The 26,651-nt window shown below is 57.4% G+C and carries 24 protein-coding genes; 8 read left to right on the top strand and 16 right to left on the bottom strand.

What is annotated here, in order from left to right:
• Window positions 1-204 precede the first annotated feature (204 nt).
• Entirely contained in the window at window positions 205-450 is a 246-nt protein-coding gene (locus tag ACOJCM_RS15610) for a hypothetical protein (protein ID WP_445212991.1), read from the top strand.
• On the top strand, window positions 417-1,802 hold the full coding sequence (locus ACOJCM_RS15605; RefSeq protein ID WP_445212990.1) for a sugar transferase: 1,386 nt from the start codon (window positions 417-419) through the stop codon (window positions 1,800-1,802). The genes ACOJCM_RS15610 and ACOJCM_RS15605 overlap by 34 nt, the downstream gene beginning before the upstream one ends.
• Window positions 1,803-1,873: 71 nt before the next feature.
• Here the strand turns inward: ACOJCM_RS15605 and ACOJCM_RS15600 are convergent, their stop codons facing one another.
• From ACOJCM_RS15600 to ACOJCM_RS15560, 9 genes are all read right to left on the bottom strand, one after another.
• Window positions 1,874-2,884 carry a LacI family DNA-binding transcriptional regulator gene (locus ACOJCM_RS15600; protein WP_445212989.1) on the bottom strand — a complete coding sequence of 337 codons (1,011 nt, stop codon included), beginning with the start codon at window positions 2,882-2,884 and terminating at the stop codon, window positions 1,874-1,876.
• A 36-nt stretch (window positions 2,885-2,920) separates the two neighbouring features.
• Window positions 2,921-3,451, bottom strand: a complete 531-nt coding sequence (locus tag ACOJCM_RS15595) for a gamma carbonic anhydrase family protein (protein WP_445212988.1) — start codon at window positions 3,449-3,451, stop codon at window positions 2,921-2,923.
• Window positions 3,452-3,463: 12 nt separating this feature from the next.
• On the bottom strand, window positions 3,464-4,396 hold the full coding sequence (locus tag ACOJCM_RS15590; RefSeq protein ID WP_445212987.1) for a 3-keto-5-aminohexanoate cleavage protein: 933 nt from the start codon (window positions 4,394-4,396) through the stop codon (window positions 3,464-3,466).
• 30 nt (window positions 4,397-4,426) lie between these two features.
• Window positions 4,427-5,362, bottom strand: a complete 936-nt coding sequence (locus ACOJCM_RS15585) for a 3-hydroxyacyl-CoA dehydrogenase (RefSeq protein ID WP_445212986.1) — start codon at window positions 5,360-5,362, stop codon at window positions 4,427-4,429.
• 19 nt (window positions 5,363-5,381) lie between these two features.
• Entirely contained in the window at window positions 5,382-6,155 is a 774-nt protein-coding gene (locus ACOJCM_RS15580; protein WP_445212985.1) for an SDR family oxidoreductase, read from the bottom strand.
• Window positions 6,156-6,170: 15 nt separating this feature from the next.
• Window positions 6,171-7,439: a TRAP transporter large permease gene (locus ACOJCM_RS15575; protein WP_445212984.1), complete on the bottom strand. Its 1,269-nt coding sequence runs from the start codon at window positions 7,437-7,439 to the stop codon at window positions 6,171-6,173.
• 2 nt (window positions 7,440-7,441) lie between these two features.
• Window positions 7,442-7,954, bottom strand: coding sequence for a TRAP transporter small permease (locus ACOJCM_RS15570; RefSeq protein ID WP_445212983.1), 513 nt, complete (start codon window positions 7,952-7,954; stop codon window positions 7,442-7,444).
• A 59-nt stretch (window positions 7,955-8,013) separates the two neighbouring features.
• A complete protein-coding gene (locus ACOJCM_RS15565; RefSeq protein WP_445212982.1) occupies window positions 8,014-9,012 on the bottom strand; it encodes a TRAP transporter substrate-binding protein in 999 nt (332 codons plus the stop codon).
• A gap of 378 nt (window positions 9,013-9,390) precedes the next feature.
• The gene (locus tag ACOJCM_RS15560; protein WP_445212981.1) at window positions 9,391-10,539 is read right to left on the bottom strand and encodes a glycosyltransferase family 4 protein; all 1,149 of its coding nucleotides are present in this window, start codon (window positions 10,537-10,539) and stop codon (window positions 9,391-9,393) included.
• A gap of 386 nt (window positions 10,540-10,925) precedes the next feature.
• Between ACOJCM_RS15560 and ACOJCM_RS15555 the strand changes: the two genes are divergently transcribed.
• Together ACOJCM_RS15555 and ACOJCM_RS15550 are read left to right on the top strand one after the other, a co-directional pair.
• Window positions 10,926-12,146 (top strand): O-antigen ligase family protein, encoded by a 1,221-nt coding sequence (locus tag ACOJCM_RS15555; RefSeq protein ID WP_445212980.1) that lies wholly within the window; start codon window positions 10,926-10,928, stop codon window positions 12,144-12,146.
• Between the two features lie 41 nt (window positions 12,147-12,187).
• Window positions 12,188-13,306, top strand: coding sequence for a glycosyltransferase (locus ACOJCM_RS15550; protein WP_445212979.1), 1,119 nt, complete (start codon window positions 12,188-12,190; stop codon window positions 13,304-13,306).
• A gap of 27 nt (window positions 13,307-13,333) precedes the next feature.
• Here ACOJCM_RS15550 and ACOJCM_RS15545 read toward each other — a convergent pair whose 3' ends face one another.
• Complete coding sequence (locus ACOJCM_RS15545; protein WP_445212978.1) at window positions 13,334-13,903, bottom strand: YrbL family protein; 570 nt, start codon at window positions 13,901-13,903, stop codon at window positions 13,334-13,336.
• Between the two features lie 193 nt (window positions 13,904-14,096).
• Here ACOJCM_RS15545 and ACOJCM_RS15540 point away from each other — a divergent pair, with 193 nt between their 5' ends.
• Window positions 14,097-14,903 carry a glycosyltransferase family 32 protein gene (locus ACOJCM_RS15540; protein WP_445212977.1) on the top strand — a complete coding sequence of 269 codons (807 nt, stop codon included), beginning with the start codon at window positions 14,097-14,099 and terminating at the stop codon, window positions 14,901-14,903.
• On the opposite strand, the gene ACOJCM_RS15535 is transcribed toward ACOJCM_RS15540, so the two are convergent.
• The 6 genes from ACOJCM_RS15535 to ACOJCM_RS15510 form a co-directional block, all read right to left on the bottom strand.
• A complete protein-coding gene (locus tag ACOJCM_RS15535; protein WP_445212976.1) occupies window positions 14,889-16,790 on the bottom strand; it encodes an LTA synthase family protein in 1,902 nt (633 codons plus the stop codon). The two genes, ACOJCM_RS15540 and ACOJCM_RS15535, sit on opposite strands and share 15 nt — an antisense overlap.
• 79 nt (window positions 16,791-16,869) lie before the next feature.
• Window positions 16,870-17,541 carry a hypothetical protein gene (locus ACOJCM_RS15530; protein ID WP_445212975.1) on the bottom strand — a complete coding sequence of 224 codons (672 nt, stop codon included), beginning with the start codon at window positions 17,539-17,541 and terminating at the stop codon, window positions 16,870-16,872.
• Window positions 17,542-17,738: 197 nt separating this feature from the next.
• Entirely contained in the window at window positions 17,739-20,327 is a 2,589-nt protein-coding gene (locus ACOJCM_RS15525) for an autotransporter outer membrane beta-barrel domain-containing protein (RefSeq protein ID WP_445212974.1), read from the bottom strand.
• 115 nt (window positions 20,328-20,442) lie between these two features.
• Window positions 20,443-21,255 (bottom strand): alpha/beta fold hydrolase, encoded by an 813-nt coding sequence (locus ACOJCM_RS15520; protein ID WP_445212973.1) that lies wholly within the window; start codon window positions 21,253-21,255, stop codon window positions 20,443-20,445.
• A 258-nt stretch (window positions 21,256-21,513) separates the two neighbouring features.
• Window positions 21,514-22,038: a DUF1269 domain-containing protein gene (locus ACOJCM_RS15515; protein ID WP_445212972.1), complete on the bottom strand. Its 525-nt coding sequence runs from the start codon at window positions 22,036-22,038 to the stop codon at window positions 21,514-21,516.
• 132 nt (window positions 22,039-22,170) lie between these two features.
• On the bottom strand, window positions 22,171-23,181 hold the full coding sequence (locus tag ACOJCM_RS15510) for a GSU2403 family nucleotidyltransferase fold protein (RefSeq protein ID WP_445212971.1): 1,011 nt from the start codon (window positions 23,179-23,181) through the stop codon (window positions 22,171-22,173).
• A 334-nt stretch (window positions 23,182-23,515) separates the two neighbouring features.
• On the opposite strand from ACOJCM_RS15510, the gene ACOJCM_RS15505 reads away from it, so the two are divergent.
• The 3 genes from ACOJCM_RS15505 (at window position 23,516) to ACOJCM_RS15495 (ending at window position 26,630) form a co-directional block, all read left to right on the top strand.
• On the top strand, window positions 23,516-24,892 hold the full coding sequence (locus tag ACOJCM_RS15505) for a TolC family outer membrane protein (protein WP_445212970.1): 1,377 nt from the start codon (window positions 23,516-23,518) through the stop codon (window positions 24,890-24,892).
• Window positions 24,867-25,733 carry a hypothetical protein gene (locus ACOJCM_RS15500; protein WP_445212969.1) on the top strand — a complete coding sequence of 289 codons (867 nt, stop codon included), beginning with the start codon at window positions 24,867-24,869 and terminating at the stop codon, window positions 25,731-25,733. The genes ACOJCM_RS15505 and ACOJCM_RS15500 overlap by 26 nt, the downstream gene beginning before the upstream one ends.
• 99 nt (window positions 25,734-25,832) lie before the next feature.
• Window positions 25,833-26,630, top strand: coding sequence for a SapC family protein (locus ACOJCM_RS15495; RefSeq protein WP_445212968.1), 798 nt, complete (start codon window positions 25,833-25,835; stop codon window positions 26,628-26,630).
• Window positions 26,631-26,651: the final 21 nt, after the last annotated feature.

Raw genomic sequence — 26,651 nt, 5'->3', positions numbered from 1 at the left:
CCTATCGTGTAGGCGCTTTTGTGTTCGGCAATCGTCAGCGCGACAATGTGAATATCTTGTTCTCGGAACGAACGTTTTCGTCGTCGGGTAAAAGATGCTGGAAATAGGGGTGTGTTTGAAGTGGCTAGCTCGTTTGGGCGGCGACACGCTCTGCCTCTCTGAGCAAGCATTGAGCTGCTGTTGTGTGGCTACGTTATCAGCGCCATGGAGCCGCACAAGACCTACTCTACTTTCCATACTGCCGATACGCTTAGCCAGCTGCAACGCAAGCTGGTCGTCGTCGACAGCAAACGACTGCCTGAAGGCATTGAGGGCCAAGATCGAGGCGCAGTGAAAGCCGCGTTACAGTCGCGAGCCGAGCTGCTCAAACTGTCTATCGAGGGCCAGTTTGGCCCTTCTACTAAGAAGCCGAAGTTATGCGCGCTTTGGCTGAAAAAATCATTCCTTTGATGGATTCTTTTTCTCTTCCTTTGACAAGATTTTTGCTTGGCTGCAGCCATAGAACTTTTTTGGATGTAAAAATGAAAAAAAGAATTCGATATGAGAGACGCCACTCCCGATGGTACGAGGCACTGCTGTTAGGTTGGCCATTCCAACTGATTGTGGGGTCACTCTTGGCCGTTGGAATTCCAGCATGGGAGCGCTGGGGTTGGGCATTCTGGGAATACTTTCCGCCGGTTCGTAGCAACACCGTGATCGCTTGCTTCATTGCCTTCGTGGGTATCCTCTGGACCCTTCGACGCATGAACCGATTTCCAGGGGCGCGGGTATCGGCGTATATTGCTCCTACCGTTTCGGTGGCTTATCTGCTCGTAGTGGCTGTGCTTTTCTTTACCCGCGAAGAATATACCCGCCAGGTGCTATTCGGCAGCTTCCTGATGAGCCTCGGCTGGTTCTACCTGGCTTTCTTTCTGGGGCGGCGTTATCGGCGAATGAAGCTGGCGGTGGTACCGTTGGCGAGGGCGAGAAGCCTGAGGCCAACGCCGGATATTGAGCTGCGCCATCTGGATGGGCCCGACCTGGCCGGCGTGCGCTACGATGGAGTGGTAGCGGACCTGCACTCTGAGCAGCTCGGCCCCGAGTGGGAGAGATTCCTGGCACGTTGCACGTTGCACCATATTCCTGTTTATCACATTCGTCAGATTGAAGAGTCCTTAACCGGGCGGGTACGCATCGAGCACCTGACAGAGAATGAATACGGCAGCTTGTTGCCATCGCTGAGCTATCAGGGCATGAAGCGCTGCATCGATCTGGTGGCCGCGTTAATATTGCTGCCATTTCTGGCCCCGGTCATGTTGGCGACGGCCGTTGCCATTCGTCTCGACAGCCCGGGCCCGGCGCTGTTTGTTCAACGGCGCATGGGTTTCCGTGCCGTGCCGTTCCTGGTGTACAAGTTCCGCAGCATGTATGTGGACCAGCGAGGTAGCGGCTTCACCGAGGGGGAGGATGACCCTCGCATCACTCGGGTCGGGCGTTTCATTCGCAAGTGTCGCCTCGATGAGTTGCCTCAGTTGTTCAATGTGATCAAGGGGGAGATGAGTTTCATCGGGCCCCGCCCCGAATCCATGGAGCTTTCCGAGTGGTATGAGCGCGACGTGCCGTTCTTCAGTTATCGCCATGTGGTGCGGCCGGGGATATCCGGCTGGGCGCAGGTGGAGCAGGGCTATGCAGCCGAAGTCGATGGTATGACTACCAAGCTTCAGTACGACTTCTACTATATCAAGCACTTTTCCTTATGGCTGGATATTCTGATCGCTTTCAAGACGCTCAAGACCATCGTGACGGGGTATGGGGCAAGATAGCCACTTCGCCAATTGCTCCGAGCTAAAACCGCCGCCTCGATGCTTCGACGCGGCGGTTTTTTTTATCGAGCCTATCGGGCCGGCGTCCGGGTGCTACCGCGCAGCATAGGGGTGACCGGCAGGGTATGATGCTCGGGTGGCGTGTTCTCCTGGGCCACTTGCTTCATCAGAAGTTCGGTGGCTTTCTGGATCATCATGTCGACGGGTTGCCTGACCGTCGTCAACGCGTGGCTGGGCCAGGCCGCCATGGGCACGTCATCGAAGCCGATGATCGAGACGTCGTCGGGCACGGTGTAAGCAAACTCATGCCGCAGGATTTCCATGGCAGCCAATGCCATCAAGTCGTTGGCGGCAAAGAGGGCGTCTGGTGGCGTGGGCGAGCTGAACAGGCGGCGGGTGGCCTGGCAGGCGTCCTCGTAGCGATAGTTGCCGATCTCGCTTGCCGGGCAGCGCTTGCCCACGGAGTTCAGCCCTTCGAGAAAGCCGGCCTCACGCTGTTGGTGCGTTGAGGAATCCGGCAGGCCACCCAGGTAGGCAATGCGCTCATGCCCTAGCGATGCCAGGTAACGACCGGCCCAATAGCCGCCCTGGAAGTTGTCGCTACTTACCTGGCTGATGCCGGCATAGTTCACCGTGCGGTTGATGATGACCACCGGAATGCCGAAGTCGTCCACCAGCCCGGCCTGACGCTGCGTCATGGTAATGGCCAAGAGCAATACCCCTTCGACCTGGCTGCGGATGATGTCGTCGAGTACCGCGTCGAAATCCCCGCTTGGTGGAGCGAAGAACATCAGCAAGTGGTAGCCCTGCGCCTGGAAGAAGCGTGAGGCTTTCTCCAGCATGAAGCTGTAGAAGGGATTTTCCAGGCTGTAGGTCACCACGGCGATGGTGCGGCTCGAACGCGTGATGAGCGAGCGGGCGATCGTGTTGGGGCGATAGCCCAGCTCGCGGGACGCCTCCATTACCTTCCTGCGCGTACTCTCCGAGACATTGGCGTTGGGAGAGAAGGTACGGCTAACGGCAGATTGCGAGACACCGGCTAGCTTGGCGACATCGCGTGAAGTAACGGATCTTCGTTTCATCGAATCTCAATCGTCAGGGCCCTGGGAGGGGCTGGGCTATGAAGTGGGTTCGACGCGCTCGAGAGAGCGGTAGGTGTCGATCTTCTTCACGTAGGAGCGGCTATTATCCATTGCCGATTGGACTTCGTCGTCGGTCAGTTCCCTGACCACCTTCGCTGGAGCGCCAACGATTAGTGAGCGGGGAGGGAACCGCTTGCCGGATGTGATCAGCGAACCGGCACCGATGATGCAGTGATCGCCAATATCAGCGCCGTTGAGTAGCGTCGCGTTCATGCCGACCAGCACGCCATCGCCGATACGACAGCCGTGTAGCATGGCCAAGTGCCCGACCGTGACATGGCGGCCGATGACCACTGGATAGCCTGGGTCGGTATGCACGATACAGCCATCCTGCAGGTTGCTGCCTTCGCCTACGCTGATCGGTTCATTATCGCCGCGTAGCACCGCACCCGGCCAAACGGTGACCTCACGCTCCAGGTGAATCCGCCCGATCAGGGTGGCTTCGTCCATGACCATGGCAGCAGGATCGATATCGGGGGCATGGCCCTCGAGTCGGTAAAGGGGCATGGGTAACTCTCCTTAGAAACCGACCTTGTCGGCGCCTTTCAGTTGCAACATTTCGCGTGCCTCGTCGGGGGTCGCGACCTCGAAGGAGAGCCCTTCGAGAATTTCACGCACCTTGCGCACCTGGCTGGCATTGCTTTCGGCCAGCTTGCCCGGGGCGAGCCACAGGGAATCCTCGAGCCCCACGCGAACATGGCCGCCCATGGCCGCCGCCTGGGCTGCGATACGCATCTGGCTGCTGCCGGCGCCCAGCACGGACCATTCATATTCATCGCCAAACAGCCGATTGGCCGTGCGGCGCATGTGCATGACATCTTCCGGATGGGGGCCGATACCGCCCAGGATGCCGAATACGCTCTGCACGAAGATGCGCCCCCCGACAATGCCTCGGTCCATCACGTTCCGTAGGCTGTAGAGATGGCCGATATCGTAGCACTCGCACTCGAAGCGCGTACCGTTCTTGCCGCCCAGGGTCATCGCCGTCTCGATATCGGCGAAGGTGTTCTTGAACACCAGGTCGTGGCTGTTCTCCAGGTGGGCGCGCTCCCACTCGTGCTGGAAGCTGTCGTAGCGGTTAAGCATCGGGAACAGGCCGAAGTTGATCGAACCCATGTTCATGGAGGCGAGTTCCGGCTTGAATTCCATGGCCGGCCGCATGCGCTCTTCCACGGTCATGTGTGGGCTACCGCCAGTGGTGAGATTGATGACGGCATCGGTCGAGGCCTTGATGCGCGGCAGGAAGCGCTCGAACATCGCGGGGTCCTGCGTCGGCTTGCCGGTGTCGGGGTCCCGGGCATGCAGGTGCAGGATGGAAGCGCCTGCCTCGGCGGCGGCAATGCCTGCCTCGACGATTTCTTCCGGTGTGACCGGCAGGTGCGGTGACATGGAAGGGGTGTGAATGGCGCCGGTCACGGCACAGGTGATGATGACCTTGCGTTGGGTAGCCATAGGAAATGCTCTCCATTTGGGTTGCTATTGTCAGTTAGCGGACACGTCACGCTGATGGGCCATCAACGCCATGAGGCGGCGATCGCGCCAGGCTTGCCGTTCGGTGAGCCCATCGCTGGCAAGCCGCTGGCGACGTTCCTTGTCCAGCGCGGCGAGGGTTGCGGTGTCCCACGGGTCGTCGTCACCCCGCTGGCGATCAACGTCGCGGTACAGCGGGCCGTAACGCGTTCCGTAGTCGACCACCCCGGCGGGAGCGTTGAGGTCGATGGTCTCGAAGGGCCCCATGAACGACCAGCGCAGCCCCAGCCCGTGCTTGACGGTCTTGTCGAGGTCCTCGGCGGAGACGTAGCCGTCGCGGAACAGGCGCAGCGCCTCGTTGAGCAGGGCACCTTGCAGGCGGTTGAGGATGAATCCCTGGACTTCCTTGCGCACCAGGATGGGAGCTTCTCGGGCCTGCTCCATGAGGCGCATGGTACGGTCGACGGCTGCTTCGGAGGTGGCCGGGGCCGGGGCGACCTCGACCAGTGGAATCAGGTAGGGCGGGTTCACCGGATGCGCCACCAGGCAGCGCTCAGGGTGGCGCAGGTGGCCGGTGAACTGCGAGGCGGCGATGCCGGACGTGGAGCTGGCCAGCACGGTATCCTCGGCCACCACCGTCTCCAGGTCGGAATAGATGCGCCGCTTGGCCTCGACGTTCTCGGGGCCGCACTCCTGGACGTACTCGGCGCCTGCCATGGCGCGTGCCAGGTCGCTCTGTGTCTCGATCAGCGACAGCGGGGCTTCCACGTCATCGATCAGGCCGGCCTGCTCGAGGTCTATCAAGGATTGGCGGATGGCGTCCCGAGCCTTGTCCAGGGCGCCGGCATCGACATCAAAGAGGGAAACGTGCATACCCGCCCGGGCAAAGACGATGGCCCAGGCGCGGCCGATCAGGCCGGCACCGACGATACCTATCTGTGTTGTCATGAAGTTGTTTCCTTGCCGGTTATAACGCTTCGACGTTGCCGCAGACACTCAGCGCCTGGCCCGAGATATTGGCGCCGCCCGGCGCGGACAGGAACAGCGCCATGGCGGCGATGTCGGTGGGTTCGACCATGCGGCGCATGGAAATCTTGGAGAGACTTTCCTTTTCCATCTCGGCGTAGCTGATCCCGCGCTTGGCGGCACGATCCTCGATGACCTTCTCGATGCGTGGCCCGCGCACGATGCCGGGCAGGATGGCGTTTACGCGTACGCCGTCGGGTCCGAGCTCGCAGGCCAGGCTCTTGGTCAGGCCAACAACGGCCCATTTGCTGGCGGCGTAGGGGGTGCGATAGGCAAAGCCCAGTCGACCGGCGACCGATGCCAGATTGATCAGCACTCCCTGGCTCTCGCGCAGCAGTGGGGCGGCACGGTGGGCGACCCGGTACTGGCCGTTGAGGTTGATGTCGATGGTGCGGGTCCAGGCGTCTTGGTCGATTTCGTCGATACCGGCGGTAGGCCCGGCAATGCCGGCGTTGTTGATTACTACGTCGAGCCCGCCCAGGGGGGCGGCATCCTGGAAGAGTCGTTCAACGTCCGCTTCCTGGCTGACATCGGCCAGCGTGTGAGTGATGCCTTCGGGCAGCGTCGCCAGGGCCTGGGTGTCGATATCGCATACGTGTACTCGGGCTCCCGCTTCCTGGAAGGCCTTGGCGATGGCAAGGCCGATGCCGTTGGCACCGGCGGTGATCAAAACTCTGAGGCCTTGGCGTGGTGCCAGGCTTTCTACAACGGTCATGCGTTTCTCCTTGGGCTACAGCGAAGGCAGCCAGGTGGACAGGAAGGGCAGCAGGCTGATGATCAACAGGTTGATGAGCACGATGCCGACGAAAGGCATGACGGCCCAGGTCAGGCGGGCGATGCCGATATTGGCGATCTGCGAGGCCACGAAGAGGTTGAGCCCCACCGGCGGGGTAAACATCCCCATGGCCAGGTTGACCACCATGATGATGCCGAAGTGGACCGGATCGAAGCCGAAACCGATGGCAATGGGTAGCAGTATCGGCACGAAGATCAGGATCGCCGCAGCCGCCTCGATGAACATGCCGGCCACCAATAGCAGGAGATTGGCCAGGATGATGAAAAGCAATGGGCTGTCGATGGCCGAGATGGCGAAATCTGAAATCATGTTCGTCACCCTCAGGCGCTGCAGGATGCGACCATAGAGTCCCGCGGCGCCGATGATGCTGAGAACCACAGCGGTAGTGACCGCCGACTGCTTGAGAATCTCGACCAGACTGCTTAGCTTGATTTCCCGATAGATCACGAAGCCCACCAGGAAGGAGTAGGCGACTGCGATGACGGCGGCTTCGGTCGGGGTGAAGATACCGCCGTATATCCCACCCAGGATGATGACCGGCATGAGGATCGCCAGGATGGCCTTGCGTCCGGCGCGCACGACGTCCTTCAGTGAGCTTTTTTCGTTGCCCCCTAGGCCGTTGGCCTTGGCGAAGAAGTAGGCGAAGAGTAGCAGGGTCAGGGTGACCAGAATGCCTGGTAGGATGCCCGCAATGAACATGTCGCCCACGGAAACGTTGGCAGCAATCCCGTACAGGATCAGCGGAATGCTCGGCGGGATGATCACACCGAGGGCACCGGAAGCGGCCTGATTGGCTGCGGCATAGCCGCCGGGGTAGCCCTTGGCCAGCATGGCGGGAATCAGGATGGAGCCGATCGCTGCGGTGGTAGCCGCCCCCGAACCGGAGATGGCCGCGAAGAACAGCGAGGTGACGATGGCCACCATGGCCAGGCCTCCCGTCATGCTGCCGACCAGGGTATTGGAGAAATCGACCAGCCGCTTGGAGATGCCGCCCCCTTGCATCAGGTAGCCCGCCAGGATGAAGAACGGGATGGCCATCAATGGGAAGGAGTTCACCGAGGCAATGAGCTGCTGGGCAATGACCAGCATCGGCATCAGGTCGCCATGCCATACGGTCACGGCGGAGGCCAGGCCAAGCGAAAAAGCGATGGGAACGCCGATGATGAATAGCGAAATCAGTAGGAAAAACAGGAGTAGCGCCATGGTCAGTTCACCTCCTGTTTTGCGTTGAGCGGCGTGCCGAGAGCTTCATCGATCAGCAGGCCCAGGCTATTGATTAAGATGACGACGCCACCCACGGGTACGGCGAGATAAGGCCACATCATGGATATGCGGGTGCTGGGGGCGGTCTGGCTCGATACGCGTTCCACGATATCGAGCCCGTACTTGACCATGATGAAAGCGAACAGCGCCGAGCACAGGATGATGGCGATCCGCAGCAGGCGGGCCAGCTTCTTGCCTGCATGCTCCAGCAAGATATCCACGGAGATCAGCGAGCCCCTGCGGTAGGCATAACCCGCCCCGATGAAGGTGAGCCAGAGCATGGCGAAACGGGCGATTTCATCGGAGAAAAACAGCGGTTTGCCGATTACGAATCGGGCAAAGACCTGCCAGAAGATGAGCACGGTCATTACCAGCAGGAGTGCTGCCAGTCCCCAGCCAATCAGGCGGTTGAACTGATCGATGGCTCTGTTGGCCAGCAATAGGTAGGTCTTCATGGCTGCCTCATGCGTCAGCATGGCACCCGCAGGTGGTTCGCCTGCGGGCGCCTTTGGGCTCAGTACTCGTAGTGGATGGCAGCGTCGACAAGATCCTCGCCGACAGTGGGGGACCACTCGTCGATGACGGGACGGACTGCCTCGCGGAATGGCTCGAGGTCGGGGTGGGTCACGGTCATGCCCAGTTCCTCGAGCTCACCGAGATAGCGCTGCTCGAGTTCCTGACTGGCTTCACGCTGGACGGGCAAGGCGATCTGGGCCGCTTCCAGGATGATCGCCTGGTCTTCCTCGCTGAAGGAATTGAAGAGATCCAGGCTCATCATCAGCGGTGCGGGCGAATAGACGTGCTGGGTCATGTTCAGGTAATCCTGAACTTCGTAGAAATTGACGTCGTAGATGGTTGCCAGGGGGTTCTCCTGGCTATCCATCACCCCTTGCTGAAGAGCGGTGTAGACCTCGGTCCACGCCATGGGCGTAGCGTTGGCGCCCAAGGCTTCCCAGGTGTCGACCTGAACGCGGCTCTCCTGGGTGCGGTGGTTGATCCCTTCCAGGTCGTCAGGGTGTTCGATCGCACGCACCGAGTTGGTGTTGTGGCGGAAGCCGTTCTCCATCCACGCAAGGAACTTGACGTTCATCCCTTCCTCGGCCAGCTGAGCCAGCGCTTCACCATGCTCGCTGTCCAGGAAGGCGTAGGCATGCTCATGGTTTTCGAACACATAGGGGAGATCGAAGAGCATGAATTCGTCGACGAAGCCTCCCATAGGGCCAGTCGAAGTAATGCCGGCATCGATCATGCCCATGCCCATGCCCTCGATGACTTCGCGCTCGGCGCCCAGGGCATTGTCGTAATGCGGCTCGATAGCCAGGCGGCCGTCCGATAGGCGCTCGAGTTCCTCGCCGAATTTCAGTACGCCGATGCCTTGCTGTGAATCAGGGCCCAGCGGGAGGCTGACGTCGATGACGCGCTCTGGCTCGGCCTGTGCCGCTGCGGAAACTGCCAGGGCAACGGCGCCGGCAAGGGCGATGAGAGTAAAGGTCTGAGTGGAGGGGCGCTTCATGCTGTACTCCTGATGTTGTGCCAGCGCGTGTGCTGGTGTTGTCGTTGTGAGTGCGTCTTGAGCACCGCGACTCGAACGTCACCTCCCATTTCTAGGTGGCTATGCATACGTATGCAAACACTGATCTTTTTGCCGCACAGGTGTTGATGGCTAAGTCTATGTTATTAAAGTAAATATACTTTAGTATAAAGCATGGTTACGTATGCACTGTTCCGGAAGGGCCAACAAGCTGGAAAAGTGAAGCTGCTGAGGAAGGACTAAGTTTGGAGGTATGGGGTACCGTGTCGGCGGCCATTCTCAAGGCGCGAAGCGGGTCGATCTGAGTAGGTTGCCTAGTGGGTGACTAGACAATTCGACGTGGGCGAGATACGTTCGCGTTCAAATTGTTTTATCCGTGTTGTTGTAACTTGCGGTATCGCGGCTGTTTTTTGGACTTGTATCGGTTTCGCCCATGATAATGGATGCAACCTCCTGGCCCCAATCGAATCGATACTGTTTTGATATTTCCTTTATCTCATTTCGTGACGCGTTATAATGGTGGCGGATATGCTTTATCTTGGCTGCCAATCCGCTTGGGCCCTGATTTAGTTCAAACAAAAAATGAGAATTGTGATTGACCATTTCGGGGCTTCCTCCTGTCTTTGAAAGAATGACTGGTATGCCATGGCCAATTGCATCGAGAGCTGCATTTGAAAAATCATCAAAAATTGAAGGCAATACAAAAAGATCAATGGATTGGTAAAAGGGTTCTATGTCTTTAGACCAAGGTTGGAATTCTATATGAGGATAGTTTTGCTTCGACAAATATGGTTTTACCCAGCTGTACTTGTTCCAATCCCCTTTCAGGACTAATTTATAGGGGCCCCTTTCCAGAAGGGTAAAAGCCTTGATCAATAGTTCTACATTTTTACGTTTAGCAAACTGACCGCAGTAGCCTATAGTAAATGGGGTGTGTTTCGCTCTGACATGTTCCAGAAGAGAAAAGCGAGTGTTGTTCGGTACGGTAAAGGAAGGGGGGTGCTTTTGGCCTAAAGTGCGCTCGCCGTGGCTCTGTGATGCTTTGTTGTTATAGATGATGATGTCGGCGATTCTTTTTATTTGGCGATTCAAGAGACGGATAAAGACGCCATAAAAATATGGCTCATTATACTTTCCTTGAAATCTTGCCTCGCCTCGAATTAAAAGAATTTTCTCGCCGCGTGTTAAATTTTTCGCCAGGAAACTCATTGCATTATGGGTGTCGAATACGACCCATAACGGGTTAGAGGCTCTCCGGGAAAGCTTGATGGCCTTATACGCTGCTACAATCGCAGCCAGAATTTTTGAGATACCGCCCAGGTGATACCTACTTTCCTCACGAGGAAAAGGGACCTTTACGATATTTTGTTGCTCTGGAATTACGAAGGAGGATGGCACCACCAAATAGACACGGTTTCCTTCTTCTGCCATTCGTGACGCAAGCATGAGCAGACGTAGCCAGCACCCTTTATTCATCGAGCCGTTGTAGACGGAAATTATGTCTTTCATGTTTTGTCACTTGCCATTCGGATTCACTTATCCTTGCCTCACTGGATTTTATCCTGAAGCATGTGGTTTCGCAATTTTGTACAAGTTTTGTTGCACATCGCCGCAAGACCATGCCTTTTGCAACCACTTAGGATTGGGTGGAAAGGCTGCAAGGTGTGTAATGCCATATCTAGCTTTATTCGTTTCGTATGGGGTTGTCTTCTGGTATCATACCGACCCTTTTTTTGCATGAGAATAGTACTGTGAAGTGCTCTCTATTCGGCCCTGACCGAATGCGGTCCGCTTGGGGCAGCCCTAAGCCTCTGTGGATAATGGCTCTGGCTGCGACCTTGGCCTATGCGGGCTTCCGCCTGGTTTTGCCGCAAGCAGGAGAACTGGCGGGTACCATGATGGCACTGCTTGGCCTCTTGGCACTGCTTATCTGGGGAAAAGGGCTAAGGAACACAGCCCCCTTATGGCTGCTGTTGGCTGTGCTCATCGTACAAGGTGTTTCGTGGACGGCAGGGTACTGGCATCATCCGGAATGGGTGCCGAGCCATCCGAAACTCGACCGATTGGCGAAGTGGTTTCTTTTCCTCGGCATGGCCTGGTGGCTCGGAGGTAGCACTCGTTTGACCTATTTGGCCTGGGCGATGGCCGTGGCAGGGCTGGTAGCGTCCGTTGTGCTCCCTGAGGGCAGCGTTCAGCAATGGCGATTAGGGCTGGAGGGGCAGCGGGTCGATTTTGGAATCCATAACTCTCAGCATATTTCTATGTTTTTTGGCGTGGCGCTGATCGGGCTGCTTTGCTTGTCGAAGGGTATACTGGCAGCGGGAAGGGGCATCTGGGTGCGGCGAGTTGCCTGGCTGGTTGCGATAACGGTGTGTCTGGTTGGCGTTGCAGTAACGCAAACACGGGCCGTTTGGCTCGCATTATCGCTGGTATTGGTTACAACGGCGCTAGTGGCTGTGCTTTATCATTATAGAAAGCGTCGTGAAGGTCTGCCCAAAAAGCGGTTTATTTTCCTATTGCCGGTAATATTAGCACTGTTATCCGCCATGCTTTATTACGCTTTTCATGACACAATAGAGCGACGGTTACAAGCGGAAGAACAAATTATTGCTCAAGTATTGGAAGGGGATTGGGAGAATATACCCTACAGTAGCATCGGCAATCGCGTGCACTCCTTTCGTGCCGCACTGCAATGGTTTTCAGAGCGCCCCTTGGTGGGCTGGGGAGAGAATGGGCGTTCGCTGGTCATGAAGCATACCGAATGGTTGCCCGAACAGAGCCGGCAACATTTCGGTCATATACATAACACCATGCTCGAAGTGATGGTGGCTTACGGATTGCTGGGGTTGGTTGTTGTTTCTCTTCTGGTCTTTTGGATAGGGTTGGGTAGCTGGAAGGCCTGGCGTGCTGGGGTAATGCCAGATGGAATGGCGCTCTTCGGTTTCGCATTCTTTGGTTTCTATTTCATCGTCAACCAGTTCGAGGCATATGGTTCGTTCTGGTCGGGAGTTTATGTCCAGAATCTGATAGCCGGCGGGCTAGTAACGCATATTTGGCGATGGCAACATGAAAGTGGCCAAGCTGTTTTTCCCTTATTTCGAAGAAGTCAACTTTAATGAGAACTCTCGTCGTAGTGCGCTCGCTCAAGATGGGTGGTATGGAGCGTGTAGCAGTGAACCTAGCGGATGCCTTCGCACAGGCGGGCCATGAAAGCCATTTGCTTTCATTCAAGCCCGTGGGTAACCCCTTAGCGCCTGAAAGTGAAGATGTTATACAGCACCAGATCTCGCTACGTTGGTGGGCGCGTCTCACCGGTGTGGGTTTGATACTTGAACTACTTGTTCGCCTATTTGTTAACCCGATACTCAAGCGGTCACTATTTCTTGGTAGCGGCCTCATGGGTGGGGTGGTGTTTCGAGTTTGGCTAAAAAACTTTGAGCGCCGCTATGGCAGGGTGGATCGCATTGTCTTTCGTGGGACGGGAACGTTCGAAATGGTATGGAGTTTTCGCGATGAAAGGGCCTGTTATGTATTGGAGAATATAGTAAAATCCGACAAGTCATCCTTGCATTCACGTCTCTTTGCTCGAGTTCTTTACCAAACACGTCATCTCGTTGCAGTATCTGAAGGAGTGGCCGAGAGTGTACGAGAAGCTATGACGGTTTGGCACTTTAGTCCAGCTTCTCTGCAGGTGATTTATAACCCATGCCCAGTGGAAAGTATCAGACGACAAATGATTTTGCCTGAGTCGGACCTTCCTGGAGGTGATTTTATCGTTAATGTAGCGAGGTTAGTGCCGGCCAAGGACCAAGCCTTGCTATTAAGGGCATATGCGAGATCCGCTGTCAATTTGCCTTTAATCTTGGTAGGTGATGGGCAAGAGCGTGATCGGTTGGAATCTTTGGCAAATGAGTTGAAGATTTCCGAGCGAGTATGGTTTGTTGGCCAGCGTGACAATCCATACCCGTGGATGCATCATGCCCGCTTATTCGTGCTTAGTTCTCGGTTCGAGGGAATGGGTATCGTACTCTTCGAGTCCCTGGCTTGCGGTACTCCTGTGCTAAGTGTGGATTGTCCGGGGGGTATACGCTCAATTTTGAAGGGCGATTTGGCATCGTGTATCGTTCCCCATGAGGAAGGGAGTCTTGCAATGGGAATACATGAGGCTGTGAAAGGCAGTAAGCCTAGTATAAAGGAATGTTGGTTGGATGATTTTAAACCACAAGAAGTAGCCAGCAAGTTTTTGGAAAATGTTGGTGCTAGTGATAAAGAATAGGGTTAGTTAACTTGATGTTTTAATGCCTTACGGAAGGCACTTGTGATGGTAGCGCCTCCATTGACGGATCGTTTTGTAGCGAGCCAGCAGCGGAATCTTCTTTTTTAGAAAATATTTTTTATCGTAGTTTCTCGCGCCCAGGCCGTCTACGAGGAATAGTTTCTCGTTACCAATAAAAGAAACGCATAAATTGCCAGAATTTATGTCTGATAGTAGTATGGAGTTTCTAATCAAGTATAAGTAAAGCTCGTCAAGCAGGCGCTGTACTTCTTGTTTGGTTAAAAGCAGTTGACTTATTGCTTCATGCAGGGTAATGCTCTTTCCATCTGTTGTGCTCATGATACGGTCAAACACTAACCCTACACCCAAATCTGTTTCTACCCATCCGTAGCAGTCTGGAAGGTGATCCAGCGCAACATCCTTTTTCTTTAGGTACTCATAATAATCAGCTTCTACCAAGCTTTGCTCTGGAAGGTGTTTCCGATCGTCTTTTTTTATATCTATTTTGATGCATTTTGTTTCGTCGTGTGGGTGAATATAGCAGAGCCGCTCGTTTCCCTTGCCCAACAGCGTGGCAGATGCCAAACTTATTTTCATGCTGTTCCAGCTTATGCAGAAGTTTAAAATACAATTTCTAACATTGTAACGTAATGCACCTTAGGTCGAGTGTCAATACGTTGAGCGTATGATTGACAGCTCATACGGAATGAAGGACGCTCTTGGCGCGGCACTGGTCGCGTTGGAAAGGCATCAGGGCAGTGGCTTATGAATGTTGCTACCAGGACGAATTGTGGAAAAAATTTTCATTCTGTTCTTGGCCAGGTTGATAAAATTGTTGGCCAATGTAACCAAGGTTGCTTCCTATGGCTTCCACGCAATTTTTCCCCGGAAGCGTTTTACTATTCCTGAGCATTCCGCTCCTTGGTGGCCTTCCGGCATGCCGAGCCAGGTGCCGCGGATCATTTGGCAAACTAATTTCACTGATAAAGTGACATTGCCTGTCTATTTAAACTATCTCTTTAACCGCTTGATGGCTCCAGCGTTTGACTACCGTTTTATGGTAACAGAAGCACGGGCAGCTTTCATTCGCGAAAATTATCCCATGGAAGTCTATGAGGCTTATTCCAGATTACAGATTGGAGCGGCACAAGCTGACTATTGGCGGGTGCTTGCGCTGCTGAAACATGGCGGTGTCTACCTAGACATCGATGCCCATGCGGTATGGCCACTGTCGAGTATTGTTAAACCCGAATTGGAGGAACTTTACGTTACCACCCGGCGTGGCGATCTCAGTAATTACTTCATCGCAAGCAAGCCGGAAAACGTACACTTGGCAAAGCTGGCGGATGCTATTTATAGTAATATCGGTAGCTCCAGCGGGTCCGGTGATAAGAAGGTCTTCGATACGACGGGACCAGGTGTGTTCAATTACATTCTTAAACGTGATTCAGTGCCCACCGTCAGCTACCGATACAGCTGTACACAAGGCAGTTTCACTAACGAGCACTTTCAGTACATCGACAAGCCCCAGGGCAAGTGGACCAAGGAGCAGCACAAGATAGACGTGGTGCGTAAGCGCGATTCAGCGGAGAAGTAAATCACGCTGGAGCATCGAAACCCGGCCTTCGAAAAGCCACCGCTGAGCCGTTTTTGTTAATGCATAGGCATCGCGCGCCCGTTCGTGTACAGCGAGTGTGCAGGTCGTAAAATCTAGTTGACCCGCTATTTGCTGTTTTGTCCATTCCACGCAGCGTATCTTCTCTGGGGCACTGAGAGGGATTTCTACCAGCTGGTCGGCGCTAAGGAACCAATTAAGGTTGCCGGTATAATAGAACTCTGCCAATTGAGGCGCAGTTGGGTCCAGCAATGAATGGCCCATGGCGTCAGGCATACTCAGGCCAAGCAAGTCCGCGACGGTAGGGGCAACGTCACGATGATGGGCGACGCGCTCCAGTTCGGTGGGTGTAACTCTGCCCGGCGCGTGGATCAAAAAGGGCAACAGGAAGCGGTCGACGGCATGGCTGTCGACTCGTGCAGTATGGTCGGACACCAGTACCAGCATCCAGGGGTTCTGCCATTCGCGCTGTTCGAGGGCTGCGACGAACTCGCCTAGCTCGTGGTCCGCGAGATGCATGACGTTACGCATGGCGGATTGGCGATCGTTGCCCGCAAGCAGTGCCGAGAAATCCGGCCGTAGCTGGCTGTCGTGTGTGGTATTGGTGTTGATTCCCACCAGGAAGGGTTCGTCAAGCTGATCCATTTGGTTTAGAACGAAGCGATAGAGGTCGTGATCGTAGACGCCCCAGCCATTTTCCGGATGGTCACGTGTCGTGATGTCGGCCTTGCCATAGCTCTCTTCAAAGCCCAGCGCCTGGGCAAATGAGCCGACACCGCTGGTATTTTCGTGCGAGCCTTGGAAAAAAGCCGTCTGCCAGCCTTGTTCCTTGAGAAGCTCCGGAAGGCAGTGGTACTCGTTCATGGCCAGCCTCGTCTCGGCTACGCTTCGGCCCAGCGGATTCTGGAAGCTGCAGAATAAGCTAAATAATCCTTCACTGGTACGAAGGCCACTGGAGACCATGCGATACGTGCTGAGCGATTGTGCTGCCAAGGCATCGAAGTTAGGGGTAATGGGGCCCTCCGGCACATCGGCCTGGCTGTGGTAGCTCGACCAGCTTTCTAGCATGACGAAAACGACATTGATGGGACTGACCTGGCTCGTGCCGTGAGAAGGCTGGCCTGTGCGTTGATAAAGCGTTCGGACGCGCTGCATGGCTTCGCTGTCATCCATCCAATCGAGGGCCATGGGTTCGATGACGTTCTTGCTGCTGCTCTGCAGGCCATATAACGCCGCATAGGCACCGTTGAGTGCGGCAGTGGCCTCAGTGCTGTTGCCGAGACGCAAGGCATCATCCGGGCCCAGGGGCAGGCCACTTATGCTGCCTCGTACTAGCAGGACGGTAACGAGGATGGTTATGACGAGATTCAGCTCAAGGCGTAAGCTGCGCTGGCGGCGTTTGCTCGGCCACCAGGAGAGGGGGTAGGACAGGAGTAGTAGGGCAATGATCGCCAGCACCCACGGCCAATGCGTCAGCAGCATGTTCAGCAGGCTTCCGGCCGAGTTGAAGATTTCCGAAGCCTCATAGCCAAGATGTCGCCCGGTTTCCTGCCAGTACAGCCAATCGCCGAGATGCGCGCTGAGGAGTATGGCCATGGCGGGCACCAGCCAGCCTTTTCGCGGCAGGTTCCATGAAAGGCGGGTGAGAATCCACATGACGAGCACTGTGAGCCCGGCAAGTAGCGCCGCGATAGCCAGGTCGAAGCGTAGCCCCCACCACCATGCACGCTGCCATAACCCTTCCGGCACTAGCATGTCAGCAGAGAGCAACCGGATTCCCCAGGTGGTCAGTGTCAGTGCAAGGGTAAAGGCCAGCCAGGTTCTAAAGAGTGAAGGGTAGCGTGTCAGGGGTGGCTGCTTGCTGGGCATCGTGAGAGTTCGCTTGGCATAACGTGAAAACGGGAGAGCCGGAACCGAACAGTTCCGGCTCTTTTTTTCGAGCTAGGTTTTAGAAGGTGTAACTGATCCCGAGCACGGCCACGGGATAGACCTCGAGCTTCTTGGCATCGTCTTCGAGGCGTTGTTCTTCGCGCCGAAGATCGCGCTGGAAGTCGTTGTTATTGGCGGCTGGGCCAGTGGCACTGAGCGAGACATCGACATTCGTTGCCATCACACCGAGTTCCGAGAAGAAGCCGAACCCGCGCTGGTGGGAGCTGCGCCAGCCAAGCCCGGCATAGGGCTGTACGCCATCGGCAATGGTCAACTTGCCCTGCAGGGTGCCGACATCGTTGGCGGTGTAGGTGGTGCCGTTGAACTCGAACTCACCATTCTCCTTGGCGCGACCGGTCACGTTGGCTTCCATGTCCGGTAGCATGGCGCCGATGCTGAGGAAGAAGCGGCCGGCGAAGGGGTAATAATCCAGCTTTAGGGCCCCGGCGGAAAGGCTGACATCACCGTTGTAATCGACCTCATCGGTATCGAAATCGCCATTCCAGTCGAGTCCGCCGGTGTAGCGGGCCGAGAGACCCACGCGCTCATGAAAGCGCCAGGAAAGGTCGGCACCTAGTCCGGTAGTACCGGCAATTGCGGCCGCAGTCACGTGGTTGTCGAAAGCCTGAACCTGGGTTGCGCTCAGTGTGAGCAGGGCGCCGGTAAGGCTGGCGGCCAGCATTCTTTTCATCGATCGTTTCCTTGTGTTCCCTTGACGTTGGCCTGCGCCCTACCTGGCGTTCAGGCCGGTACCGATTGCCGTACCGTGGGTAGGTATCGGCCGTAAGCGGAGCAACTTGAATGGAATTTTCGGAACTGAAGTATCGCCGTCCCAAGGGTAAGCAGTTAGAGCGGGTGACTTATGGCACCCGCCCTAGCTACCGGCGTTTAGAAGTCGTAACGCAGCTGCAATGAGCCGGCGTGGGTACTCATATTGCTGGTCCAGCCATAGCCGTAGTCGAGCGAGGTGGTGAATCCGCCTGCGCTGTAGACATCGAGGCCCAGGCCAGCGTTGTAACGGGTCTTGTCGGCCTCGGGGCCTTCTACCACGAAGCGGGTCTCCTCCGGGGCGAAGGCAAAGCTGCTGATGCTGCTATGCGCGTCGCCCTGGAAATCATGATAGGCACCAAGGGTGAAGCGCGGCTCCACCATCAGACCGCCTAGTTGAGTCAGGTGTGCGAATTCGCCTTCCAGGCCGAGTTCGAGGCGCTCGATGCGTTGCTCTTCATTGCGCAGGTTGAGCGCGCCGGCACCGCTCTCCTCATAAGCGTCCAATTCGAGATTGGCATAGTTGAGCGAAACCCTCGGTGTCAGGCGTGTGGCTGTGTCAAACTGCCATTCGTAGCCAGCTGCAGCTTGAGCACCCATTTGATTGCTATCGAAGCTGGCGTGAGCAGTGCTCCCCATGACACGGCGTGAAATATCGTTTGTGCCGTGGCCGTAAGAGAGCTGGGCGTCGAATAGCCAATTGCCATAGGCGCGGCTCGTATAAGCGGAGAGTTGATCGAATTCGACTTCGCTCTCAGTGAGGCCGTTTCTGCCAGTCACATCGGTATTGGTGCGCGCCCAGGCCAGACCCAACACGGTGCCATTGGTCAACTCCGCATCGCCACCCAGTACGAAACCCTGTGTGTCGCTGTCAAAACCTTCGATACCATCGCGCTGGCGCTGGCCTACTTCGCCGTAAAGACCTTTGATCCAGACGCCCTGGCCCGCCAGCGTATCGCCTGCCGCCACGCCACGAGCACGCGTTGACACAGCGCTGGTCCCTGCCTGTGTAGCTGTGCCGGTGGCAGAGGATACGGCGCCGCTGGTATCGGGTAACAGCTCTTCCAGGCGCTCGATGTTCTGACCAATCACTTGGGCGGCCTGATCGTTGCGCAGCAGGACATTGTCCAGGGCTCGGCCCAGGCCGCGAAGCTGTTTGGCTTTGGCGCCGGTGGCGCCGCTGCGCTGGCTGGACTCGCGGGCAATGGTTTGTCCATCCAGGCCGGAATAAATGACATAGAACCGTTCGGATTCGCCTGTGGCGATGGTCCCGTATTCCTGTATCCTGAGCAGCCCGCTGCCGGCCAGTATCTCGATCGTATCCAGATCGAAATCCAGCGAGCCCTCCAGCAGCACCGCTTCACGGCCATCAACATAGTCGCGATAGGCTTCGCCATTGCCTACCACCAGCGTGGAACCGTCTGCCAGCATGATGCGATTCGCCGAAAGACGGCTGACTTGATCGCTGCTGAGCGCCAGCGTTGCTGCCGCGTCCTGCTCGTAGGCACCGTCGATACGCTGCAGACCTTCCACGACGAACAAGCCGCCCTCATTGGTGATGGTGCCTTCATACTCGCCGCCGCGCAGGGTGACGGTGGCGTCGACGAAACGGATATCGCCACGCACCCGGCCGTCGGACAGGCGAACGTGAATGTTTTGACCACTCAGATCCATCGCCTGGCCGAGTTCAGTACCCAGATCTGTTTCTCGCAGGCCGGTTAGCGTGCCGCGTTGGTCGATGACGATATCGCCGGTGGTGTTGTGTATACGAATGGCAGGTTCGCCGCTTCCGGTACGGAGCGTGCCAGTGTTGACGATGTTGCCTTGAAGCTGGCTGTCTTCAATATTGATAGCGCTACCCGAGTGGGCCTCAATCAACCCGCGGTTGATGATGTCGCCCTGCATAATCGTACGCTCTGACAGGAAGATGGCATGCTCGCCGCCGCTAATCGTGGCGGTTCCTGTGTCACCGACCAGGCCGTTCACGATATTGCCATTCAGCCTGGTGTAGGTGATTGACAAGGCGTTGCCATTTTCTGCGCTGATAATAGCGCTTTCAGCACCGCTACCCGCTCGGTTGATAATGCTACCTTCGATAAAGGTGGGAAAATCATCGCCTTCATAATCTTCTCCCATGATAACGAAAGCGTTATGTTCCGAGCTGATCGTTCCCGCATTGAAGATAACGACACGGGCGTCGCCATTAGCGAAGACCGGAAGCTCGTTGAGAATGCTGGCGTCTTGGTCTGATGCGGCGAGGCCGGTTACTCGTGTTGAGTCGAATACGATGGCAGTGGCTTCGATCGGTTCATACCCAGGCTCTTCAACATGGCCGGACGCAGAAATCGTACTGGTGTTCGCGATTATCGCTGAGGGCCATTCTCCCCCCATGATCTGCACGGCATCACGATCCAGGGTGACGATGGATTCTGGATTTTGCCGTTCGTAATGATCATCACGTTGCAGCCCTACCAGCAGAAAGATAGGGTCAGTGATGGGATATTGGCTAGCATCTACCGTGAAGCAATCCCCTGTGCAATGCAGATATTCACCCTCTTCGCGGTGATGGCTCCACTGGTCCAGGTTGACGTATTGGTACTTGGGCACATAACCATAATCTTCGCCCTCGTATTCAGCCGCTAAGGCGGGAAGCGTGGCCCCCATGGCCAGTGAAACGGCAGCTGCCAGCGGCGTCCTGCGTACGATCATTCCGATTCTCCTTGATCTTTTTTCCCTCGTTGGAACGAGGTGTGCGGTACCCCTTCCGGATACGGCAAGGGTTATCGGCAGGGCCAAAGAGAAATTAAGAGTTTTTTCAATGTTTCTAATATGTGGTTTTACCTTGTGGCGGGCTCGACAGGCAGTGCTCTTGAAAAATGCTGATGGCATACCAGTCCAGCCGCCAAGGGCCGGTATGATTGGCCTCGTTGATGGTTTCATGGTGTCGGCAGAGCTCTTTCCCTGAGACCTGCTTCAGCATGGTGTCGGCCAGGCGGGGAGGAATGATGGGATCATTAGCGCCACTTACGCTCCAGATCGGAAGATCGGTAGGGCGTAGGGGTGTCGTGTCGGGCTGCGGCAGTCGGTGATATCGGCTGAACAGGTGGTCATCGAGATTGCCCGCTACCGAGACGATCCCTCGGACAGGCTGGTGCTCGGCAATTTGCATGGCTAGGTTAGCCCCACCCGAAAAGCCGATGAGAATAACCGCTTCCTCGCCGATAAGCGCTGACAAGGCTTCTCTCATGCGTTCGGTTTGCTGTGAGGAGTAGCGCTCGGTGGTCCAATCACTGAAGTGGCACTCCTTGGGTACAGTGGTAAAAAACTGGCAGGGTCTGGCTAAGTAGATGACGCGGGCCGAACGATCCTCTATCGCCAGCTTGAGGGCGACAGGGTCTCGCGGTGTCGGGTTGACGCTTGGCCGGCCCTGGCTCTGCCACGCAGCCCCATCGCCTTCGATATAGACGTGCCAAGGCGTTGTTGGTCGGGAAGCTGACGAATTTTGGCGTACCCAAGCCTTGATGAGCTGGGTGGGAGTTGCCTCGGCTGCTTCAAACCCCGCGTTTTTCAGTTCTGTATGGGCGGATTGCACAAGCTGGCCGAGCTGAGGCTGGCTGGTGCAGGCCGTCAAGCTCATGCACAAAAGCCAGGCGATAACGGGCCTGAGTAAGGGCAGGTAGCTGACGGGTGCGCATGGCAGAGTACGGTACCTATGCATGTTGGAACTGGACCAATAGTAGGGCTTGGCGCCCTCGCGTTGTCGCGAGGTATCGAAGCTCTATCGGCCACAATGGGACAGGCTTGAGCCCCTGTACGAAACGGGATCATTGGTAGAGCAGCACAAGATCGACGTGGTGCGCAAGCGCGAGCCGGCGGAGTAGGCGGTAACGCGGCGTCAGTGGCCCTCACCGACATGTTGCTTCCGGTTCCGCTCGCTTACCTTGTCGATGACCACCTCGGGGTGGTGGCGCTTGATGACTTCCCGGTACGCGTTTTCGCGTTCGTCGGGGATATCGATGATCAGCAGCATGGCCCCGCGCTTTATGTCCTTGTCGTACTTGCTGACCTTGACGTCGCGCACGGAAACGCCAACCATCGTGCTGGCCCAAACGCCGAACAGCGCACCGAAGATCACCATGCCAATGGCCATCCAGACGATATTCGTGTCGATGAGCACGTAGTGGGCGATCAGGCCCAGCACCAGGCCTAGGGCGGCCCCGACGATGGCGCCGCGTATCGAGGCGTTGACCACGTCGCTGGTCTGGATCAGCGTAGCGACCGGCACCCCCTCCTTTTCCAGCGGTTTCCAATCCTTTCCCATGACGTGCAGCTGGTCCTTGGGCAGGCCCATCGCGTTCAGCTCATCAACGATGTCGGTAGTGGTTTCCTTGTCGGGTATCAGGAAGTAAAGACGTTGCATCGCGTTCTCCCTGCGCTTTGCGCTTCAGGTTATTCCGGCATCCGTTCCTTTAAGGTGTAGCAGGCGGGCGGCGAGTCTTGCCAGGTGCGGCTGGCAGCATGCCTATAGCCGATCCGGGCTCGGTAGCCGGCGTTACACATCGTACTCGTCGAGCTGGCTGCTGGCCCGCTGACTGAGGAGATGCGGAAAGGCACGCTCTACGGCCCGCGTCGTAGCCAATTCACGTAATTGATCGCGCAGCAATGTGGCGACCAGACGCGCCTGGGCCTCATCCCGGTGGCGCTTGAGGGCCTCTCGATCAGGTTGTTGACTGATGTGCCACTTGTGCAGCACGAATGCCCGCGGATCGACAGTCGTCAGCCGAAGCGGCATGCCTCGCTCGTCAAAAACGACAGCTTCGAAGCGTGGTGAGGCTATCGCCCACTTCAAGGAATCGATTCCTACCGGCTTCAGGTCGCCAGCCTCCAGGTGGCGTTCGAATTCGCTCATCGCCAGAGGATCCGAAGCTTGGGTAATCAGGTCGATCATGTAGCCTTGGGCGTTCGCGGCTCGAAACTCGAAGGGTGCATGCGTAAGCGGCTCGAACGAGCGGTCGCTGGACTGAATGACGGACAACAGGGTTTCCCCCTTCAGGGCGGTGACGATCCGTAGGCCTTGGCGAGCATCCATCAGCACGTCGATGTCGGCGGTTGCCAGATGTTCCGGTTCGATCTGTACGCCGGCACGGGCTTCATAGGCGTATAGCGCGTTGGTGCCTATGACCCGGAAGGGGATGCGCTTGCGTTGCAGTGCTCTTGCAACCCTGGCCCCAGCCACAGGAAATCGGTTCAGCCGATTCGCCCGGATATAGGCAGCATGCGTTTGAAGTTGTTCCTTGAGCGACTGCTCCCGGGCCTGGAACTCTCTTTTGTGAAATTCGAAGGTTCTTCGAATGGCTTCCGTCTCAGCAGAGCGAGGCCCCAAAGAGTGGTTTTTCCCCCCGGTATAGGCTCGGTAGAGATACTCTTTCCCATTGATGCGCTTCCAGTGCATCGATCCTTTGACCTGGTGTGCTTGTGAACGTTGGTGCTCTAGCGCTTCGAAGAGCTGAGCGGCATTGACGGCAACCCGGGACTGTTCGGGCTGTAGCTGATGGAAAGCCATAGGCTACCCTCAAGTCAGATTTAACTAATTCTTTGCCAATTATGGAGGAAAATTAGTTAAAGTACAGCGCCCGTGTCGTCGACGGCGATTGTCCGCAAGGAAGGGTAGCTGAAGCGGTGCTGGTAATAGCGAGTTTCCTTATCCAACCTTCTCACTCAGGAATAAGAAACGTTCCGCCATAGACGAGAATAATGTAACGAAATGTGTTCACTTGATCGTGGTCAGGTCTATAATGCGCGAAGCTGCAAAGCTTTGACCTTGCAAGAACCATAAAAATCATGACGACGACGGCGCAGAGGCTCAGGGCGCCGTAGGGAACTGCGGGAGACTCCTGATGAAGGTGCGCTGCTTGGGCAGCCGCTGGCGTGCGGCTGTAGTACTGAGTTGTGTCCTGTTTCCACCTGCGGCCATGGCCAGCTCGCTGCTGGAATTGCATGCCCTGGCCGAGGACAACGATCCGCAGTTCCAGGCCGATTTTCACGGCAAGCTGGCGACGGATGAGCGCCACTACCAGGCGCGCTCTGCACTGCTGCCGCAGGTCAGCCTGAATGCCAGCCGCAGCCAGATCAGCCAGGACATCGTCAGTTCCGACAACGAAGTCTTCGACAGCGGCTCCACCACCTATCCCACCACCGTCTACGGTCTCTCCATCGGTCAGTCGCTCTACGACTACTCGCGCTGGGCAGCATTCAGCCAGGCCAAGCTGGAGATCCGCCAGGCGGCCTCCGAACTGGAAGCGGCGCGCCAGGATCTGTTCCTGCGCGTGGCCGAACGCTACTTCACCGCCCTGGCGCTTCACGAGAACTTGAGCTTCCTGCGCGCCGAGAAGGCCCAGGTGAGCACCAACCTCGACCAGGTACGGGCGCGCCACGAGGATGGTCTGGCCCGCGAGATCGATTTGCTCGATGCCGAGGCGCGCTATCTGCAGGTGGAGGCTCGCGAGCTCGACGTGGAGAATCGCTTGCGCGATGCGCTCAATGCGCTCGAAGAAGTGACCGGTCTGCAGCCTTCCTTATTGCGCGTGGTGGACGACAACCTGCAGCTGCAGCGCCCCTCGCCGGATTCGCCGGAGGCCTGGGCCGAGCTGGCCATGCAGCGCAACCCGCGCCTGCAGGCGGCCAGCCTGGCAGTGGACGTGGCGATGCAGGATGTGAAAGTGCGGCGTGGCGGGCACTTTCCCACCCTGGACCTGAGCGTCAACTATACCAACGACGATACCGAAGGCTCGCTCTTCGGCGGCGGCAGCCAGGTCGAAACCCAGACCATTCGTCTGGGGCTCGACATTCCCGTCTACAGCGGCGGCCTGGTTTCCTCCCGGGTGCGCGAGGGCTCGCAGCTGATCGAGGCCGGTCGCGCCCGTCAGGAACAGGTGCGCCGGGAGCTCGACCGTGAAGTACGCGCGGGCTATCAAGGCATCGTCACGGCCCTGGCACGCGAGCGAGCGCTGCGCGAGTCGCTGCGGGCCAGCGAACGCATCGCCGAGACCCGTCAAGTGGGCTATGAATCCGGCGTGCTGCCCATTCTTGATCTGCTCGACGCCGAGCGTGACCTGTTCTTCGCGCGTAGCGAGCTGGCCAGCGCCCGATACGACTACCTGATCAGCGTGCTGCGTCTCAAGCATGCCGCCGGCGTGATCAACGTGGACGACCTTGCCGAGATCGATGCCCTGATGGACGAACCCGTCGATGTCCTGGCTCTCAACCGTCTCTGAGGCATCAGGCATGGTGGCCCAGGCTGACGGCACCGAGCCGGCCTCGATCATGCGCAGCTTCCTGGCAGGGCTGCGCGTGCCGTTCGGCGAGGAGCGTTCGGCGAAATTCCGCCCCGCGCGCTGGTCGACCCGGCGCCAACTTTTCAGCGTGCCGGTTCAGGCCTGCGGCCGGGAGCGCCTGTTGCGCGAACTTCCCGGGAGGCTTCACGCGATGGGCATGGCGCCGCAGGCGAGCCAGGCCTTTCTCGAGCCCCTGCAGGGCGAGATATTGCCGCATTATCTTCATTTCGGCATCGAAGATGAGCGCTGCAAGGCCTACTGGGAGGCGGCGTTGCCCGATAGGCCACCCACGAGCGAGCGCTTCGTGCTCTATCGCGCCTGGAAGTGGGTGCCCGGAGAAGCGGCGGCGGAATCGGATTACGTGCTCGTGCCAAGTGCACCGGCAGCCAGGCGGGAGATAGCCGCCCAGCTTGCTGCGCTGCCTCCCCTATTGGCGGACCTGCTCGAGCAGCTCGAGGTAGGTTTTGCCCTGGCGCAAACAGCCTGGCCGCCGCTGACCGTGCGTATCGAAGAGCGCCAGCAGGGGCGCGAGACACCCCGGCATTCGCTGAATCTGCACCTGCATCAGGCACGCCTGCCGCTGGGGGCGATCGCCGGCTTGCTGCTGGCACTGGCGCGAGAGTGGCAAGGTGCGAACCGCGAAGCGATCTGCACCTGGATCGCTGCTCATGGCAACGAGACCCTGGGCAATCTGTCGTTCGGTGTGGGGAACGATGGCTTGCCTTTTCTGACTTGCTACCACGGCGCCCGGGCGGCGCGTGGCGAGCAGGCGGAACAATGAGCGGAGCGCCCCGAACGGGCACCCGCAATGTCACATGCCTGTCCGCCAGCGGTGGCAGGCTAACTGAAGAACGACAAGACGAGCGAAGGTAACCCAGGCATGGCAACTCAACTTCTTATCTACCGTAACGTTCAGCCGATCACCCGAGACAAGCATGGCGAGCTTTCGCTCAAGGTCGGCAAGGATTTCGGCTTTGCCGCCCAGGTCAATTCCGTGCCGCTGATGGCCGCCGAGTTTCCCGCGGCTGCCAGCGACCTGCCCATTGTCTTCACCGAGACCGAGGATGGCGTACTGCCGGTGGCGGTGCTTGGCATCGAGCGCGACGCCAATCTGATGGTCGACGCCGAGGGCCAGTGGCGCGGCGAGTACGTGCCGGCGTTCTTCCGTCGCTACCCCTTCGTCTTTGCCGCCAGCGCTGATGGCAAGACCTTCACCCTCTGCGTCGACGAGGAATACGAAGGATTGAACGCAGAAGGGCGCGGCGAGCGTTTCTTCGACAGCGATGGCGAGCAGACCCAGTACCTGGCCAAGGTGCTCGATTTCCTGCAGGACTACCAGGCCCACTTCCAGCGCACCCGTACCTTCTGTGCGCGGCTGGCGGAGTTGGAGCTGCTCGAGGCCGTGGAAGCGCAGATTCGCCTGCCCGAGGGTGGCCAGCGCACCCTGACCGGCTTCAAGGCAGTCAACCGCCAGAAGCTCAAGGAACTGCCGGAAGAGCAGCTCAAGACCATGCTCGCGACCGATGAGCTGGAGCTGCTCTACATCCATTTGCAGTCGATGCGCAACTTCAACCGACTGAGCCGACTGGCACGCGGCGGTTCGCGCGTGGGCGCGCTGGCCAAGGGCGATCCTGCCGAAGAGGCCGTCAGTCAGGGCGACGAGAAGCCGATGCACTGAGTACACCTGCGGTTCGATAAA

The sequence above is a fragment of the Billgrantia hypersalina genome, assembly GCF_052584175.1.
The sequence above is the reverse complement of the archived record's forward strand: the minus strand, read 5'-3'. Positions and strand labels throughout refer to the sequence as shown.

Bases quoted from the DNA above. Each gene is read 5' to 3' on its own strand.
- ACOJCM_RS15545 (WP_445212978.1), bottom strand. From the start codon at position 13,903: ATGAAAATAAGTTTGGCATCTGCCACGCTGTTGGGCAAGGGAAACGAG.
- ACOJCM_RS15505 (WP_445212970.1), top strand. From the start codon at position 23,516: ATGAAGGTGCGCTGCTTGGGCAGCCGCTGGCGTGCGGCTGTAGTACTG.
- ACOJCM_RS15580 (WP_445212985.1), bottom strand. From the start codon at position 6,155: ATGACCGTTGTAGAAAGCCTGGCACCACGCCAAGGCCTCAGAGTTTTG.
- ACOJCM_RS15590 (WP_445212987.1), bottom strand. From the start codon at position 4,396: ATGGCTACCCAACGCAAGGTCATCATCACCTGTGCCGTGACCGGCGCC.
- ACOJCM_RS15585 (WP_445212986.1), bottom strand. From the start codon at position 5,362: ATGACAACACAGATAGGTATCGTCGGTGCCGGCCTGATCGGCCGCGCC.
- ACOJCM_RS15555 (WP_445212980.1), top strand. From the start codon at position 10,926: ATGATGGCACTGCTTGGCCTCTTGGCACTGCTTATCTGGGGAAAAGGG.
- ACOJCM_RS15520 (WP_445212973.1), bottom strand. From the start codon at position 21,255: ATGAGCTTGACGGCCTGCACCAGCCAGCCTCAGCTCGGCCAGCTTGTG.
- ACOJCM_RS15605 (WP_445212990.1), top strand. From the start codon at position 417: ATGCGCGCTTTGGCTGAAAAAATCATTCCTTTGATGGATTCTTTTTCT.
- ACOJCM_RS15570 (WP_445212983.1), bottom strand. From the start codon at position 7,954: ATGAAGACCTACCTATTGCTGGCCAACAGAGCCATCGATCAGTTCAAC.
- ACOJCM_RS15530 (WP_445212975.1), bottom strand. From the start codon at position 17,541: ATGAAAAGAATGCTGGCCGCCAGCCTTACCGGCGCCCTGCTCACACTG.
- ACOJCM_RS15525 (WP_445212974.1), bottom strand. From the start codon at position 20,327: ATGATCGTACGCAGGACGCCGCTGGCAGCTGCCGTTTCACTGGCCATG.
- ACOJCM_RS15565 (WP_445212982.1), bottom strand. From the start codon at position 9,012: ATGAAGCGCCCCTCCACTCAGACCTTTACTCTCATCGCCCTTGCCGGC.
- ACOJCM_RS15535 (WP_445212976.1), bottom strand. From the start codon at position 16,790: ATGCCCAGCAAGCAGCCACCCCTGACACGCTACCCTTCACTCTTTAGA.
- ACOJCM_RS15500 (WP_445212969.1), top strand. From the start codon at position 24,867: ATGTCCTGGCTCTCAACCGTCTCTGAGGCATCAGGCATGGTGGCCCAG.
- ACOJCM_RS15550 (WP_445212979.1), top strand. From the start codon at position 12,188: ATGGAGCGTGTAGCAGTGAACCTAGCGGATGCCTTCGCACAGGCGGGC.
- ACOJCM_RS15495 (WP_445212968.1), top strand. From the start codon at position 25,833: ATGGCAACTCAACTTCTTATCTACCGTAACGTTCAGCCGATCACCCGA.
- ACOJCM_RS15595 (WP_445212988.1), bottom strand. From the start codon at position 3,451: ATGCCCCTTTACCGACTCGAGGGCCATGCCCCCGATATCGATCCTGCT.
- ACOJCM_RS15575 (WP_445212984.1), bottom strand. From the start codon at position 7,439: ATGGCGCTACTCCTGTTTTTCCTACTGATTTCGCTATTCATCATCGGC.
- ACOJCM_RS15560 (WP_445212981.1), bottom strand. From the start codon at position 10,539: ATGAAAGACATAATTTCCGTCTACAACGGCTCGATGAATAAAGGGTGC.
- ACOJCM_RS15515 (WP_445212972.1), bottom strand. From the start codon at position 22,038: ATGCAACGTCTTTACTTCCTGATACCCGACAAGGAAACCACTACCGAC.
- ACOJCM_RS15610 (WP_445212991.1), top strand. From the start codon at position 205: ATGGAGCCGCACAAGACCTACTCTACTTTCCATACTGCCGATACGCTT.
- ACOJCM_RS15510 (WP_445212971.1), bottom strand. From the start codon at position 23,181: ATGGCTTTCCATCAGCTACAGCCCGAACAGTCCCGGGTTGCCGTCAAT.
- ACOJCM_RS15600 (WP_445212989.1), bottom strand. From the start codon at position 2,884: ATGAAACGAAGATCCGTTACTTCACGCGATGTCGCCAAGCTAGCCGGT.